We start from the raw sequence: 13,566 nt of genomic DNA, 5'->3' as shown, positions 1-13,566 counted from the left end.
GGCGCGTCAGCGCAGGCGCGCGGCCCGTGGAATGCGCCAGAGGTGCGCGATCTGCCCGGCTCGCAGGGCATGAATCTCGTCATGGAGATGGACGGTAGTGTCGGCATAGCCGACCACCACCCGGATGCGGTCGCCGACGCGCGGTTCCTCGCTCGGCCCCTGCAATTCGATCTTGCCGTGCTCGGCGGAAAACCCCACCGAGGCGACCGGCGGCAAATCCAGCGGAAACGGCATGCCGGCATCCGTGCTCATGGCCTTCTTGCCGGCATCGCAGATCACCCGCTGCGGCGTCGGCCGGCTGGTGACGGTGGAGAGCACGGTCAGCCCGTAGTCCAGCGGCACATTGTAGATGGTGCGGTAGCGCACATCACCGAAGATGCCGCCGCCAGCCTGGATCTCGGTTACGCCGGGAATGCCGGCGGAGGTTTCGAACGTACCGGTGCCGCCGCAGCTGACGATGGCAATGGGAAAGCCCGCCGCGCGGCACAGGTCGGCGCTGCGCACCAGATCGCCCACCGCCTGCGCGATGGCGGCGCGCTTCTCGGCGGGGTCGCGAATGCGGGTGGTGTGACCCTCCCAGGTCATCACGCCGGCCAGCTCCAATCCGGGATGGGACGCGATGATGCGCGCCAGTTCAACCACCGGCGCGCCGGGCAGCACCCCGGCGCGCCGCGTGCCCGTATCCACTTCGATGAGCACGCGCAGCCGCATGCCGGCGGTCTGTGCGGCAGCGGCCAAGGCGGCCACATTGTCCGGGCCATCCACCGCCACGGCCACATCCACCCGCTGGCGCAGGGCCATCAGCCGGGCGATCTTGAGCGGGCCGGCGATCTGGTTGGCGATGAGGATGTCGGTGATCCCCGCCTCCGCCATCGCCTCGGCCTCCGACAGCTTGGCGCAGGTGACGCCGATGGCGCCGGCGGCGATCTGCAGCCGAACGATGTCGGGCGACTTGTGCGACTTGCAATGGGGCCGCCAGCCGACGCCGGCCTGCCGGCAACGCGCGATGATGCGCGCCATGTTGGCTTCCATCACGTCGACGTCCACCAGCAGGGCCGGCGTATCGATCCCGTCGAGCGGGGTGAGAGCGTGCGGCGTCATGCGACGCGCCCGTTCTGGCGGCACCTGAGGAACAATGCGATGAGATCACGCGCCGTCGGCGCCTCGTCCAGCCGCATCACCTGTTCTTGAAGCGCAGTCGCGTCATCCGGTGCCGTACCGAAGCCGTGCTCCAGGCAGGCGCGGAATTTTGCGAACACTTCCTCTTCGCTCATCGGCTCGTCGGGTGCGCCCTTCATGGTCCAGCGGGTGCGCTCCAGGGTGCGGCCATCCTTCAGATGCAGCCGCACGCGGGCCGGGGGGACGGCGGTGGGCTCCATGTCGGCGGCGGCGATGGTCTCGAACAGCGAGCCGAAGGCCACATCCGGTGCGCGGATGCGACCGGGCGTGAAAGTGGGGATGGTCACCTTGCCGTCGGTAAGTGCGGCGGCGAAGGCATAGGCCGCATTGAACTGGGCGTGGACCACCGGATTGTGGTGGTCCTGGTCGAACGGCGAACCGACGATCTGGCGGTTCACCTCGCTGAGCTCGATAGTGCCTGAAGCGATGTGGGCGCCGGTGATGCCTTCTGCACGGTAATCGAGCGCGATCTGGATGACCGTGTGGACGCAGCGGCAGCACGGATAGGGCTTCATGCTGAGTTCGCGTACGCGCCAGATTTCACCGATCCCGTCGGAGAGGATCTCGGGCCGCACCTCGCCGCGCTCGTAGAGCTCGAACAGGCCCGCCTTGCCCTCTAGGAAGCGCCAGGGGCCGGTGACGCCGTGCCGGGCCATCTGCGCCGCTAGCACGCCGGACCGGGCGGCGAAGCCCGGCCCGATGCGCTTGGCGAGCGCGCCGTCGGCAATGAACTGCGTCGTGCCGCTCAACTGCACGAAGGCCAGCGCCATGGCGTGCAGGGTCTTGTCGGCGTCGAGCTTGTACAGCTTGGCGACGGCGGCGGCGGCGGAGATGGTGCCCAGGGCCGTCGTGGGATGCCAGCCCTTGCCCAGCGAATTGTAGCAGGCCAGGCCGAGCCGGCAGAACACCTCGACACCCACCGCGATCGCGGCGAGGGCGTCCTTTCCGCTGATCTTCCGCTCGGCTTCCAACGCGGCCAGAACCGCCGGCAGCACCACACAGAACACGTGGACGCGGGCCGGGTCGTGCTGGTCGTCGAAATCCAGGCTGTGCGCGGCCGCACCATTGGCCAGCGCCGCGGTGACCGGATTGGCCGTGCGCCCGCTCAGCAGCAGCGTGGACGTGCCACTCGCTTCCCATTCAGTCAGCGCCGCCTGCAACTCCGCCATGCCGGGAGCCTTGGCGGCACCGCCGATCACGCCCAGCGTATCCAGGGTGAACAGCTTGGTGAGCTGCACCACGTCCGGCGGCAGGTCCTCGAAGCTAAGGCGCGCGAGATCGGCAGCGAGTCGTCTGCCGATGTCCGGTGTGCCGGGGGTGTGCATGCTCATGGTATCGCTCAGGCCTTGATGTCGTGGCGAAGCAGGTCCGAGATCTCGCGGCGCAGCTCCAGGAATTCCGGGGCGAGCTTCATGTCTTCCCTGCGGGGACGCTCGAAGGGAACCGTGATCTCCTTCAGCACATGCGCCGGGCGCTTGCTGAAAACGAGGATGCGGTCGGCGAGATAGAGCGCCTCCTCGATGCCGTGGGTGACGAACAGCACCATCTTGCGCTCGGCTTCCCAGATGCGGACCAGTTCATCCTGGAGGATGTCGCGGGTCTGGACGTCGAGGGCGCCGAACGGCTCGTCCATGAGCAGCAAGGAGGGCTGGATGCAGAAGGCGCGGGCGATGCCCACCCGCTGCTGCATGCCGCCGGACAATTGATGGGGCCATTTGTCGGCGGCGCCGTCGAGACCGACCATGTGCAGATAATGCATGGCGCGGCGTGTGCGCTCGGCCTTGGAAACGCCCATCACCTCCAGCCCGAAGGCCACGTTCTCCAGCGCCGTGCGCCAGGGGAACAGATCCGATCCCTGAAACACCATGCCGCGTCCGCTGCCGGTCCTGCCGGTGATGTCCTTGCCGTCCAGCACGACACGGCCGGAATCGGCGCTGACCAGGCCGTTGATGATCTGCAGCAGGGTGGACTTGCCGCAGCCCGAGGGGCCGAGGAGGGCGACGAACTCGCCCTCCCGGACCTCCAGCGACTGGTCCACCAGCACCGGCAAGCCGGCGAACGACTTCGAGATGTTCGAGACCGTGAGATGTGCCATGTCAGGCGAGCTCTTTGATCGCCTGTTCGAGATAGGTGCGGTCGATCAGCTTGTTGAGGTCCACCGTGCCGTTCAGCGCACCGGCCGCCTTGTAGACCGGGATCACCTTGGCGACGTCGTCGGGGGTCAGCGTCTCCATCTTCGGCGGGAAGGCCTTGATGTCCTCGGTGAGCGTCTTCCAGATCGGCTTGAGGAAATCGTCACCTGCCGCCTTCAGCTCCTTCGAGGAGGCGTACTGGCCGACCTGCGCCTTGTACCAGGCATAGTCCGCATCGGTGCTGCGGAAGGAGGTCAGGACGGCCTTCAGCAGCGCCACGGCGGCGAGCTTGTTCTCATCCTTCTGGAGCCAGGCGCCGGTGGTCATGATGACCGCGCTGAACCAGTTGGGATATTCCTGCCACGGGCGCACCAGGATCTGGTAGTTGCCCCGCTCCTTCAGTTGCACAGCCTGCTCGATATGCATGGGCACCGCATCGACGCGACCAGCGAGCAACGCGCGGGCGCGGTCGCCGGAACTGCCCATCTCGATGAAATTGACCTTCTTGGGATCGATGTTGCGCTTCTGCAGGACGCCGATCAGCATCACGTACATGAAGTCGCCGATGGAATTGACGGCGATGGTGCCGCCGTTGGCGGCGATTTCTTCCAGGCTCTTGGTCTTGTCGGCATTGACCACGATCACCTGGGAGGTGTTGCTGTAGGACAGGCCGATGATCTTGAGGTCCGCGCCGGCCTCCGCGGCGGCGAGGGTAGACGCCACGTCGGCGTCGCCGATGTCCGCGGAGCCGGCGATCACCTCCTGGGCGATCTGCGGGATCTTGGCGGTGGGGCGCACCTCGGCGTCAGCGAAGCCGCTGATCCTGCCAAGCTGCATGCGCAGCGCCGCCTGCATGGGCACGTTCACAGCGGCGGCGGAGGCCAAGGTGTTGACCTTGAGCACGCGGGGTGCAGCCGCGAAAGCCCGGGACACCGGGCCGAGGGTCAGGATGCCACCAAGGGCGGCGCCGGCGGAAAGGCTGGTGCGCAGGAGGTCACGTCGGCTGAGCATATCGAACATGGAAGGTCCCCTTTTTATTGGAAGGCGTCGTCAGCCGCCGGTCTGGCTCCGGTACCAGGGCGCCGAGCGGTGCCCGATCCAGCGCAGCACGCCGGTGGCGCTGATGGAGATGAGCATCAGCATCACGATCAGCGCGAACAAGGGCGCAGTGGACAGATCGAGGCCCGCATCGTTCAGCAGCCCGCCGAAGCCGGCGGAGATGAACATTTCCGCAGTGACCATGGCGCGCAACGCGTGGACCAGGCCAATACGGGCGGCGATCAGCACATAGGGATAGAGGGCCGGCAGGATGACCATCCGGAACCGCTGGAAGCCGGACGCATCGAAGGCGCGGGCCACGTCCAGCAGGCGGGGCGACACGCCGCGCGCGGCCTCTGTCATGGTCAGCACCACGTACCAGACCGTGGCGACGAACACGATGGACGTGCAGAATAGAACGCCCCGTCCCATGAGGATGATGAACAGCGGCACGATGGCCGCCGCCGAAACCACGATGAACAACGAGGCCCAAGGCTTCACGATGGCCAGCACGAGGTTCGAGCGGCCCATGGCGATGCCGAGCGGGATGCCCACGAGCAGTGCCGCCGCATAGCCGATCAGCATCTGCCACAGCATGGACCACAGCGCCGGCCAGAAGGCCCCCTCGCGCAAGGTGGCGACCAGGCTGACGGCGGCCTGCACCGGGGTTGCCACCAAGGCCTCGCCGAGCCGCATGCCGGCGACCTGCCACAGGGCGAGAACAATGAGAATGCCGAGCGCGTTGACGGCCAGCGAGCGGGTCCTCATCGCCGGCCCTCCGGCCGCCAGATGCAGACGCGACGCTCAGCCAGCAGCAGCAGTTCTTGCAACGCCAAGCCCAGCAGGCAGAGTACCGCAAGTATACCCAGCACTGCGGCGCTATCGAGCCGCACGGCGGACTGCTTCATGATCGCCCCAAGATTGACGGCGGCGAGAAACAGTTCGGCGGTAATCATGGCGTTGACCGCGCGCACCACGCCGATGCGCAGCGCCGTAAACAGGAAGGGCAGGCTTTCGGGCAGCAGCACCATGCGCACCTGCTGCCAGGGAGAGGCGCCGAAGGCCCGGCCCACGGCGAGAAGCCGGGGGTCGGCGTTGCGGGCGCCAGTGCTCACCACGATGATCATGTCGAACACGCACATGATGACCACGAGCACCACGCGGGCCTCGAAGTAGAGGCCGCACCAGATCATGATGAACGGGGCCCAGGCGACGCTCGGCACCGCATAGATCAGGTTCACCACCGGATCGAGCAGATCGTTGACGAAGCGCATCCGGCCCATGAGCAGGCCCACGGGCAGCGCAATGGCACAGGCGATGACATAGCCCAGCGCCATGTGCTGCAAAGAGCCGCCGAGCGCGCGGGGCAGCTCCATGGAGAGCGTCATCTGCCACAGCCGGGCCAGCACTTTCAGCGGCGAGGCGAGGACAAAGCTGGAATATCCTTGCGCAACCAGTTGCCACACAAGCAGGCCGGCCACCAGGGACGCCAGATACACGATGCCGAGGGAGCGCTGCCCCAGGCGCGCCGGCAGCTTGCGCGGCGCGGGCGGCTGGGAGGGGACGGCGACGTCGCTCATGGGTGCATCGGCCTCCAGCTCTCGGGGCGCGGTGCCGCTGGCAATATGCGGCTGAAAGTGATCCTATATGCGTATCTGACTACGTGTCTAGTTGGCTATGCAGCTTTTTCGGGGGGCATTTTTGTCTCAAGCCGATTTCATTCCGCTCTACGTGCGGATTCAGCGCTTCCTCCGCGAGGAGATCGAGTCTGGCCGGTTGGCGGAAGGCGATCGCACGCCGTCCGAACCCGAACTGGCCGCGCGCTTCGACACCACGCGCGCCACCGTGGCGCGGGCATTCCAGCAATTGGTATTTGAGGGCGTCATCGTGCGCCGGCCGGGCAGTGGCACGTTCGTCGCCGCGCGCCCGATCAGCGCGCCCATCGATCTCACGCGGGTCCGATCCTTCGAGGAGCAGCTCTCCGCCAAGGGCGCCAGCATCGATTACGAGATGATCGGCTTTTCCCATCGTGCCGCGACGGAGGGGGAGGTCGAGACGCTGCATCTCTCCGCCAAGGCCAAGGTCTATGCGCTGGACCGACTGCGCCTCGTGGGCGGGCGGCGCATGAGCCTGGAATGCCGCATCATTCCCGATGAACTGGGCCGGCGCATGACGCTGGACATGCTGCGTACCAAGTCGATCCATCGCATACTGGACGAAGACTTCGGCCTGCGGGTGCACCGGGTGGAAGGCAAGATCCGTGCGGATCTCGCCAAGCCGCAGATCGCGGAGAAACTGAACGTGAAGCGTGGTAGCGCCTTGCTGATCCGCGATTACGTCCTTTTCAGTGCCGATCGGCGTCCGCTGATCACGGGAGAGTCCTTCTACCGGAATGACTTTCAGATCGACTATGTGGTTCAGCAGCAGCCCAATGGCTCTTGAGGGCGCGGCATTCCTGGTGAGCCAAGCCAATGCCGGATGCTACATGGAAAACAACTGCGCGCCCGTGATGCGGGGCAGTTACCGCGGCAGCGGTTTCGTCCAATTGCGTGTAGCGGCTTCAATCGGTTCCGGTTTCAGTTTTAACAGGCCACCAGACTGCCGTCAGGCGCTGAGGAAGCGCATGCGCAGGGCCTCGTCGGCCATCAGCTCCTGCGAGCTGCCGCTCCACACGATGCGTCCCTTCTCCAGGATGTGGTGCCGGTCGGCGAAGCGGCACAGCATGTCGATGTTCTTGTCGATCACCAGCACCGACTGGCCGCGCTCGCGGATGCGCACCAGCGCGTCCCAGATCTCGCGGCGGATGCGGGGGGCGAGGCCTTCCGTCGCCTCGTCGAGAATGAGCAGGCGGGGATTGGTCATCAGTGCGCGGCCGATGGAGAGCATCTGCTGCTCGCCGCCGGAGAGCAGGCCGGCACTGCGGCGGGCGAGGGTGGCGAGCGCGGGGAACAGGCCATAGACCGCCTCCAGCGTCCACGGCGATGGCGCCCGGCCGCGGTTCGCCGCCGTAGCGACGAGGTTTTCCTCCACGGTGAGGTTGGGAAACACCTGCCGGCCCTCGGGCACCAGTGCGAGACCGTTGCGCGCGACCTTGTAGGCCGGCAATCCGGAAATGCGGGTGCCGCGGAAGCTGATGTCGCCCTGGGTAAGGGAGACGAGGCCCATGATGGCGTTCACCGTCGTGGTCTTGCCCATGCCGTTACGGCCCAGCAGCGTCACCACCTCGCCCTCGGCGATGGCAAGGTCGACGCCGAACAGCACCCGGCTTGAGCCATAGGCCGCTCCCACCTGCCGCAGTTCCAGCATCACAGATCCTCCCCTTCGCCGCCGAGATACGCGAGCTGCACGCGCGGATCGGTACGCACCGCCTCGGGCGGCCCGTCCGCCACCCGCGCGCCGGAGGCCAGCACGAAGACCCGATCGGCGAGGCTGAAGACCGCCTCCATGTCGTGCTCCACCAGAAGAATGCTGAACCGCCCCTTCAGCCCGGCGATGAAGTCGATCATGCGGCGCGCCTCGGCAATGCCGAGCCCGGCCATGGGCTCGTCCAGCAGCAGCACCCGCGGCTCGACGACGAGGGCCATGGCGATCTCCAGGAGCCGCTTCTCGCCGTGGGAGAGCTGGGACGCCGGCCGCTCGGCGCACTCGGACAGGCCGAGGCCCGCGAGTTGCGCCTGCGCCTTGCGGCGCAGCGGCGCCTCGTCCGCCACCTCCCGCCAGAAATGGAAGCTGTGGCCGGCATGGGCCTGGGCGGCAAGCGCCACGTTCTCGATGACGCTCAACTCGGGAAAGATGCTGGCGATCTGGAAGGAGCGGGCGATCCCGAGCCGGGCACGGGCATCCATCGGCAGGCGGGAGATGTCCCGCCCCTCGAATAACACCGCGCCGGCATCGGGGCGGAGGGCGCCGGAGAGGAGATTGACGAAGGTGGTCTTGCCCGCCCCGTTGGGGCCGATCACCGCCACCAGCTCGCCGGCGGCGAGGTCGAAATCCACCGCATCGACCGCATTGAGCCCGCCGAACCTGCGGGTCACGCCCGCGGTCTGAAGAAGGGTCTTGCCCATCGGAATGATCCCTTGAGAACAGGCGCAGGCTGCCCTGCCGGACCCGGCGCGAACAGGGCGCTGAGCCCGCCCCGGCCGAGGAAGACGAGGAGGATGAGCAGCGCGCCGAAGCCGAGCCGCCAGTGGATGGTGAGATCGGAGAGATATTTCTCGATGCCGAGATAGGCGAGCGCGCCGATGATGGCGCCGAAGGGCGTCGCAAGTCCGCCGGCCACGACCATGATCATCAGCTCGGCCGAGCGGGTCCAGTCCATGTATTGCGGGCCGACGAACTCCGCCGCATTGGCGAGCATGGCGCCCGCCAGCCCGCACACCGCCGCCGAGAGCACGCAGGCCGCGAGCTTGTAACGGAAAGTGGGAAAGCCCGCCGCCTCCATGCGCCGCTCATTGATGCGGATACCCTTCAGCACCGTGCCGAAGCGCGCCCGCGCGAGGCGCATGTTGAGGCCGGCGAGCACCACCAGAAGAGCGAGGGCCAGATAGTAGAACTGCCGGGAATCATATAGGTCGACCAGCCCGCCGAAGGTGCTGCGGACAGCGAGGTGCATCCCGTCGTCGCCGCCATAGTCGTAGAGGCTGGAGGCGCCGTAGAACATCATCTGCGCGAAGGCGAGGGTGATCATGATGAAGAAGGTGCCGGAGGTGCGCAGCGCCACCACCGACAGCGCCGCGGCCAGCAGCGCCGAGAGGCCCATCGCCAGCGGCCACTGCACGAAGCCGCTCTCCACCCCGGCATCCGCCAGGATACCCACCACGTAGGCGCCGATGCCGAGATAGAGCGCGTGGCCGAAGCTGACGAGCCCGGTCTGGCCGAGGATCAGATCGAGGCTCAGGGCGGCGATGGCGAAGATGATGACGCGCAGCCCCATGTCCACCCAGAACGGCTGGTCGGCGAAGCCCGCGACCAGCGGCAACAGCAGGAAGGCGCCGCAGAGGAGGCCGATGGCCGGCACGCGCCAGCGGGCGAGCACGCCGGGGCCGGAGGGGCCGTGGTCGGACGCTTCCGGGGGCGCCTCGGGCCGGCGCAGGCCGGCGGCCGGGATGAGCCCCTGCGGGCGGAAGAACAGGATCACCGCCATGAGGATGTAGATGAGCATGGAAGCCAGAGCCGGCGCCACGGTGTTGGCGGCCACCGGCGAGAGGACCAGCGCCATGAGATCCTTCAGATAGGCCCGCCCGATGGTGTCGATGACGCCCACCAGCAGGGCCGCCACGAAGGCCCCCTTCACCGATCCCATGCCGCCCACGACCAGCACCACCAGCGCCAGGATGAGCACATTGTCACCCATGCCCGGATAGACGGTGAGGATGGGCGCCGCGATATAGCCCGCGAAGCCGGCCAGCGCCGCGCCGATGCCGAACACCACGGCATAGATGGCGCCGATATTGACCCCCAGAACGCTGGTCATGACGCGGTTGCTGGCGCCGGCGCGGATGAGCATGCCCATCCGCGTCCGGCCGATGAGGACATAGAGCAGCCCTGCGATGGCAAGGCCGGCGCCGATCATCGCCAGCCGGTAGGCGGGATAGGGCGCGCCGGGAATGAGCTCCACCGATCCGGCCAGAAAGGCCGGGATGGGCGCGTGCAGCGGCTCCGGCCCGAACACCATCCGCGTCGCCTCGTTGAGCACATAGACGAGGCCCACCGTGCACATCACCTGGTCGAGATGGCTGCGGGCATAGAGATGCCGGATCACCAGCCGCTCCAGCACGAGGCCGATGACGAAGGTGGCAAGGCCGGCCGCGACGAAGCCCGCAACGAACGAGCCCGTGACCAGCGCGAAGGTGACGCCCAGATAGGCGCCGAGCATGAACAGGGAGCCGTGCGCAAGGTTCACCAGATTCATGATGCCGAAGGTGAGCGTGAGCCCCGCCGCCATCAGGAACAGGATCACCCCGAGCTGAACTCCGTTCAGGAGTTGCTCGACGAACAAGAGTTGCATGGCCGCCTTCCCGCTGTGTCAGGAGTTCTCTTCAAGATCATCCGCGATCACTTCAGCGGGCATTCCTGGTAATAGGCGTCCTTGGCGTCCGTCATCACCTTCTCGACGGTCTTGGTGACAAGGGTGCCGTCCTCAGCCTTCACCACCTCGCGGACATAGTAGTCCTCGATGGGGAAGTGGTTGGTGTTGAAGGCGAACTTGCCACGATTCGAGGCGAAGTCGGCCTTCTGCAGCGCCTTTCGGATGTCGTCCTTCCGGCTCATGTCACCGCCCACCGCCTTGACCGCGCTGGAGACGAGCAGGATGGAATCGTAGGCGTGGGCGGCGTAGTCGTTGGGCAGGACTCCGTTCTTCTGCTTGAAATCGGAGACGAAGCGGGCGTTCGCGGCATTCGGCAGATCGACGCTCCAGACATTGCCCGAGCGCACGCCGATGGCATCGTCGCCCACCGCAGGCAGCGTCGCCTGGTCCACGGTCCACACGGTGTAGAGCGGCGTCGACTTCGCAAGGCCCGCCTGGGCGTACTGTTTGACGTACTGCACGCCCATGTCGCCGGGGTAGAAGATGAAGGTCGCTTCCGGCGCGGCGGTGCGCAGCGCGCTCAGCTCGGCGGCGAAATCCACCTGTCCGAAGCGGGTGTAGACCTCGCCCACGAGGTCGCCCTTGAAGTTGCGCTTGAAGCCGGAAACCATGTCCTTGCCGGCCTGGTTGTTGACCGTCATGACATAGACGCGCTTGACGCCGAGCTTCTCGAGATAGGCGCCGAGCGCCTCGGCCTGCTGGTCGTTCTGGGACGACACGTTGAAGAAGTTCGCCGAGCAGGACTTGCCGGCGATGGGCGCCGGTCCCGAAATGGGCGAGATCACGAAGGCGTCGGTGCGGGCGAGACCGCCGTGCACCGCCATCATCTCCGAGGAGAAGACGGGACCTACGAGGAAGTCCACGCGCTTCGACTTCACCATCTCGTCGGCCAGTTGCTTGGCGACGTCCGCCTTGCCCTGGCTGTCGCTCCAGAAAAACTCCACCTGCTGGCCACCGAGCTTGCCGCCCTCGTGGGCGACGGCAAGTTCAATGGCGGCCTGCATCTGCTTGGCGAGCACCGCGCCGACGCCGGTCTGGGGCAGGATGACGCCCACCTTCACCGGATCGGCCAAAGCGGGGGCGGCGCAGAGAAGGGACAGGGCTGTGCTGAAAAGAATGCTGGCTTTCATGGAATGCGCTCTCGGTTTCAAAGGGGGCAGACGGACGCGGCTTCCAGATGGCTGAGACCCCGGCCGCGGCATGAGCCGGGCCGGAGGAAAAAATCAGGCGAGGCGCGCGGCCTGAACGGTCGTTGCGTCGTCGCGATAGCTCGCCCAAACCTCCTCCATGAAGGCGAGGCTTTCAGGGTCGAGATCGAACCGCGGCTCGGGGTCCTGGTCCCAGTGGCCGTGGCGATCTTCGCCGGCGATGAGCAGGGCGGAACGGCGCCCCAGCATCGAGCGGCAATGGGCCGGCATGTAGAAGAAGGCGATGCCGATGCGCCGGTCGTCGGACATGTTGGCGGGCGATCCATGCACCGTACGCTCGTGGTGCATGGAGAACTCGCCCGGCTCGAGCGGCATGTCGACGGCGAGGCTCTCGTCCACCGTCACCTTCTGGCCGCGGGCGAGCAGATTGTCGGCATCGAACGTCTCCTCGTGCACCAGATCAGGCCCGAGATGGCTCTTCGGGATCACCTTCATGCAGCCGCTCTCGGTGCTGGCACGCGACAGAGCGAGCCAGACGGTGACTTCCTGGTGCGGGTTCAGCCCGTAATAAGCGGAGTCCTGGTGCCAGGAGACGAAGCGCGGATCACGCGCATTCTTGGCGAAGGCGGACGAGCCGAAGAGCAGCACGTCCGGCCCCAGGATGGCCTGGACGGCCGACACGATGCGCGGGTGCCGCGCCAGCTCCACCAGCCAGGGGAAGGCGAGATGCGCCTTGATCTTGAGGCGCTTGTTGACCTCCTCGCCCGACTGGGCCTCGAAATCTTCGACTTTATTGCGATAGAGGCGTGCCTCTTCCGCGCTGATGGCCCGGACCGGACAGAGGTATCCCTCGGAATTGAAATGCGCGACCTGTTCGGGGCTGAGCACGCCAGTCATTGCGCTTCCTCGCTGTGTTTGCGTATGCCTGCGCATGTGCAGGCGGTTTCGGGGCTTCACAGGAAGGCGGCGCCGGCCGACGCGCACCATGGGCTTCGCTCTCTGAATCCGGATAAAAGCGACAGTGTGTAGTTTTAATCAGCCCGGTTGATTGTCAAGTTGAAGGGCCGGCGATAATCTGGGCAAAATCTCGATGATGGGCGTCAAAATTTGAGCACGAGCAATAAAACCGTTCGCCGCCGCGGTCGCCCGCAAGGTGACGAAGTGAAGATCGCAATCCTCAAGGCAGCGAACGAGCTGCTCGAAGAGCAAGGACTTTCAGGGTTTACGATCGATGCCGTTGCAACCCGGTCGGGTACGGCGCGCTCATCCATCTACCGCTGGTGGCCAAATCGGGGGGCTCTGGCGATCGCCGGCTTTCTCGCGGAGACTGCCCAAAAGATCGGCTACCCGGTGACGGCCTCGGCCGTTGCCGACGTGAAAAGCCAGATGATGCGGGTCGCAGAGGTCTACGGCCAGAAGGTCGGACGCACGATTTCCGCGCTGGTGGCCCAGGGCCAAAGCGATCCGGAGGCGCTGCGCGCGCTCCTCGACGGCTATGTGCTGCCGCGCCGGGAAGAGGCGAAGAAGGCCCTCCTGCGCGGCATCGCCAACGGCGAACTGCGCGCCGATGTCGATCTCGACGTGGTGATCGATGCGCTCTACGGGCCGATCTGGTACCGCATCCTCGTCCCGCACGCGCCATTGACGCCGGAATGGGCCGGGCACCTCGCCGATTACGTCTTCAACGGCCTGCGGCCGGCTGCGGCGGGCGTCCTCACCGCACGCGCATGAGTGACCAATTCAAGCTCGGATCGATGTGGAGCTGCTGCATCACAGGCAGGAAGACGGGGACCACCCCGAGGATGGTCGAGATGCCCTCAAGCATGATGTGCAGCACCGTCAGGCAGTCCGCACCGTTCTCCTGCGAGCCGAGTGACGGCCTGACCGATAGACCCACATATCCCATGTGGCTCTATCGGATCGACGGGGCCTGCTCCGTCCTCGGCATCGCTGGCGAACCCGCGCGCCGGGGAGCGCAATT

Annotated in this window: 14 protein-coding genes and 1 pseudogene; 2 read left to right on the top strand and 13 right to left on the bottom strand. The window is 66.4% G+C overall.

Translation table 11 applies throughout. From position 1 onward, the window contains the following. Positions 1 to 6: 6 nt before the first annotated feature. The 6 genes from EJ105_RS00270 to EJ105_RS00245 are packed head-to-tail and all read right to left on the bottom strand — an operon-like array spanning position 7 to position 5,929. Positions 7 to 1,101 carry a DSD1 family PLP-dependent enzyme gene (locus EJ105_RS00270; protein WP_250164869.1) on the bottom strand — a complete coding sequence of 365 codons (1,095 nt, stop codon included), beginning with the start codon at positions 1,099 to 1,101 and terminating at the stop codon, positions 7 to 9. Then, complete coding sequence (locus tag EJ105_RS00265) at positions 1,098 to 2,510, bottom strand: MmgE/PrpD family protein (RefSeq protein ID WP_250164868.1); 1,413 nt, start codon at positions 2,508 to 2,510, stop codon at positions 1,098 to 1,100. Before EJ105_RS00265 ends, EJ105_RS00270 begins: the two co-directional genes overlap by 4 nt. Positions 2,511 to 2,518: 8 nt before the next feature. Then, a complete protein-coding gene (locus EJ105_RS00260; RefSeq protein ID WP_029556557.1) occupies positions 2,519 to 3,274 on the bottom strand; it encodes an ABC transporter ATP-binding protein in 756 nt (251 codons plus the stop codon). A gap of 1 nt (position 3,275) precedes the next feature. Then, the gene (locus EJ105_RS00255; protein WP_250164867.1) at positions 3,276 to 4,331 is read right to left on the bottom strand and encodes an ABC transporter substrate-binding protein; all 1,056 of its coding nucleotides are present in this window, start codon (positions 4,329 to 4,331) and stop codon (positions 3,276 to 3,278) included. Positions 4,332 to 4,361: 30 nt separating this feature from the next. Continuing rightward, a complete protein-coding gene (locus tag EJ105_RS00250) occupies positions 4,362 to 5,117 on the bottom strand; it encodes an ABC transporter permease (RefSeq protein ID WP_250164866.1) in 756 nt (251 codons plus the stop codon). Then, entirely contained in the window at positions 5,114 to 5,929 is an 816-nt protein-coding gene (locus EJ105_RS00245; protein WP_250164865.1) for an ABC transporter permease, read from the bottom strand. The genes EJ105_RS00250 and EJ105_RS00245 overlap by 4 nt, the downstream gene beginning before the upstream one ends. A 121-nt stretch (positions 5,930 to 6,050) precedes the next feature. Between EJ105_RS00245 and EJ105_RS00240 the strand changes: the two genes are divergently transcribed. Beyond that, a complete protein-coding gene (locus EJ105_RS00240) occupies positions 6,051 to 6,791 on the top strand; it encodes a GntR family transcriptional regulator (RefSeq protein WP_029556553.1) in 741 nt (246 codons plus the stop codon). Positions 6,792 to 6,953: 162 nt separating this feature from the next. Here the strand turns inward: EJ105_RS00240 and EJ105_RS00235 are convergent, their stop codons facing one another. From EJ105_RS00235 to EJ105_RS00210, 6 genes and pseudogenes are all read right to left on the bottom strand, one after another. Next, positions 6,954 to 7,655, bottom strand: coding sequence for an ABC transporter ATP-binding protein (locus EJ105_RS00235; protein ID WP_250164864.1), 702 nt, complete (start codon positions 7,653 to 7,655; stop codon positions 6,954 to 6,956). Further along, the gene (locus EJ105_RS00230) at positions 7,655 to 8,413 is read right to left on the bottom strand and encodes an ABC transporter ATP-binding protein (RefSeq protein WP_250164863.1); all 759 of its coding nucleotides are present in this window, start codon (positions 8,411 to 8,413) and stop codon (positions 7,655 to 7,657) included. Before EJ105_RS00230 ends, EJ105_RS00235 begins: the two co-directional genes overlap by 1 nt. Continuing rightward, complete coding sequence (locus EJ105_RS00225; protein ID WP_245279443.1) at positions 8,380 to 9,282, bottom strand: branched-chain amino acid ABC transporter permease; 903 nt, start codon at positions 9,280 to 9,282, stop codon at positions 8,380 to 8,382. The genes EJ105_RS00230 and EJ105_RS00225 overlap by 34 nt, the downstream gene beginning before the upstream one ends. A gap of 165 nt (positions 9,283 to 9,447) precedes the next feature. Further along, positions 9,448 to 10,356 (bottom strand): annotated as a pseudogene (locus EJ105_RS00220) (branched-chain amino acid ABC transporter permease); the annotation flags it as partial. A gap of 47 nt (positions 10,357 to 10,403) precedes the next feature. Continuing rightward, entirely contained in the window at positions 10,404 to 11,567 is a 1,164-nt protein-coding gene (locus EJ105_RS00215; protein ID WP_250164862.1) for an ABC transporter substrate-binding protein, read from the bottom strand. A 93-nt stretch (positions 11,568 to 11,660) separates the two neighbouring features. Then, the gene (locus EJ105_RS00210; protein WP_024278070.1) at positions 11,661 to 12,482 is read right to left on the bottom strand and encodes a phytanoyl-CoA dioxygenase family protein; all 822 of its coding nucleotides are present in this window, start codon (positions 12,480 to 12,482) and stop codon (positions 11,661 to 11,663) included. A gap of 264 nt (positions 12,483 to 12,746) precedes the next feature. On the opposite strand from EJ105_RS00210, the gene EJ105_RS00205 reads away from it, so the two are divergent. Continuing rightward, positions 12,747 to 13,316: a TetR/AcrR family transcriptional regulator gene (locus tag EJ105_RS00205; RefSeq protein WP_250164861.1), complete on the top strand. Its 570-nt coding sequence runs from the start codon at positions 12,747 to 12,749 to the stop codon at positions 13,314 to 13,316. On the opposite strand, the gene EJ105_RS00200 is transcribed toward EJ105_RS00205, so the two are convergent. After that, positions 13,300 to 13,491, bottom strand: coding sequence for a hypothetical protein (locus EJ105_RS00200; protein WP_250164860.1), 192 nt, complete (start codon positions 13,489 to 13,491; stop codon positions 13,300 to 13,302). The genes EJ105_RS00205 and EJ105_RS00200 overlap by 17 nt on opposite strands. Positions 13,492 to 13,566: the final 75 nt, after the last annotated feature.

Source organism: Xanthobacter aminoxidans (assembly GCF_023571765.1).
GTDB lineage: Bacteria > Pseudomonadota > Alphaproteobacteria > Rhizobiales > Xanthobacteraceae > Xanthobacter > Xanthobacter aminoxidans.
Note: the sequence above shows the minus strand (reverse complement) of the source record. Positions and strands in the feature narration are given on the sequence as shown.

Excerpts from the sequence above, each read along its gene's own strand:
- EJ105_RS00270 (WP_250164869.1), bottom strand. The coding sequence starts at position 1,101 with ATGACGCCGCACGCTCTCACCCCGCTCGACGGGATCGATACGCCGGCC.
- EJ105_RS00265 (WP_250164868.1), bottom strand. The coding sequence starts at position 2,510 with ATGAGCATGCACACCCCCGGCACACCGGACATCGGCAGACGACTCGCT.
- EJ105_RS00260 (WP_029556557.1), bottom strand. The coding sequence starts at position 3,274 with ATGGCACATCTCACGGTCTCGAACATCTCGAAGTCGTTCGCCGGCTTG.
- EJ105_RS00255 (WP_250164867.1), bottom strand. The coding sequence starts at position 4,331 with ATGTTCGATATGCTCAGCCGACGTGACCTCCTGCGCACCAGCCTTTCC.
- EJ105_RS00250 (WP_250164866.1), bottom strand. The coding sequence starts at position 5,117 with ATGAGGACCCGCTCGCTGGCCGTCAACGCGCTCGGCATTCTCATTGTT.
- EJ105_RS00245 (WP_250164865.1), bottom strand. The coding sequence starts at position 5,929 with ATGAGCGACGTCGCCGTCCCCTCCCAGCCGCCCGCGCCGCGCAAGCTG.
- EJ105_RS00235 (WP_250164864.1), bottom strand. The coding sequence starts at position 7,655 with ATGCTGGAACTGCGGCAGGTGGGAGCGGCCTATGGCTCAAGCCGGGTG.
- EJ105_RS00230 (WP_250164863.1), bottom strand. The coding sequence starts at position 8,413 with ATGGGCAAGACCCTTCTTCAGACCGCGGGCGTGACCCGCAGGTTCGGC.
- EJ105_RS00225 (WP_245279443.1), bottom strand. The coding sequence starts at position 9,282 with ATGGGGCTGCGCGTCATCATCTTCGCCATCGCCGCCCTGAGCCTCGAT.
- EJ105_RS00215 (WP_250164862.1), bottom strand. The coding sequence starts at position 11,567 with ATGAAAGCCAGCATTCTTTTCAGCACAGCCCTGTCCCTTCTCTGCGCC.
- EJ105_RS00210 (WP_024278070.1), bottom strand. The coding sequence starts at position 12,482 with ATGACTGGCGTGCTCAGCCCCGAACAGGTCGCGCATTTCAATTCCGAG.
- EJ105_RS00200 (WP_250164860.1), bottom strand. The coding sequence starts at position 13,491 with ATGGGATATGTGGGTCTATCGGTCAGGCCGTCACTCGGCTCGCAGGAG.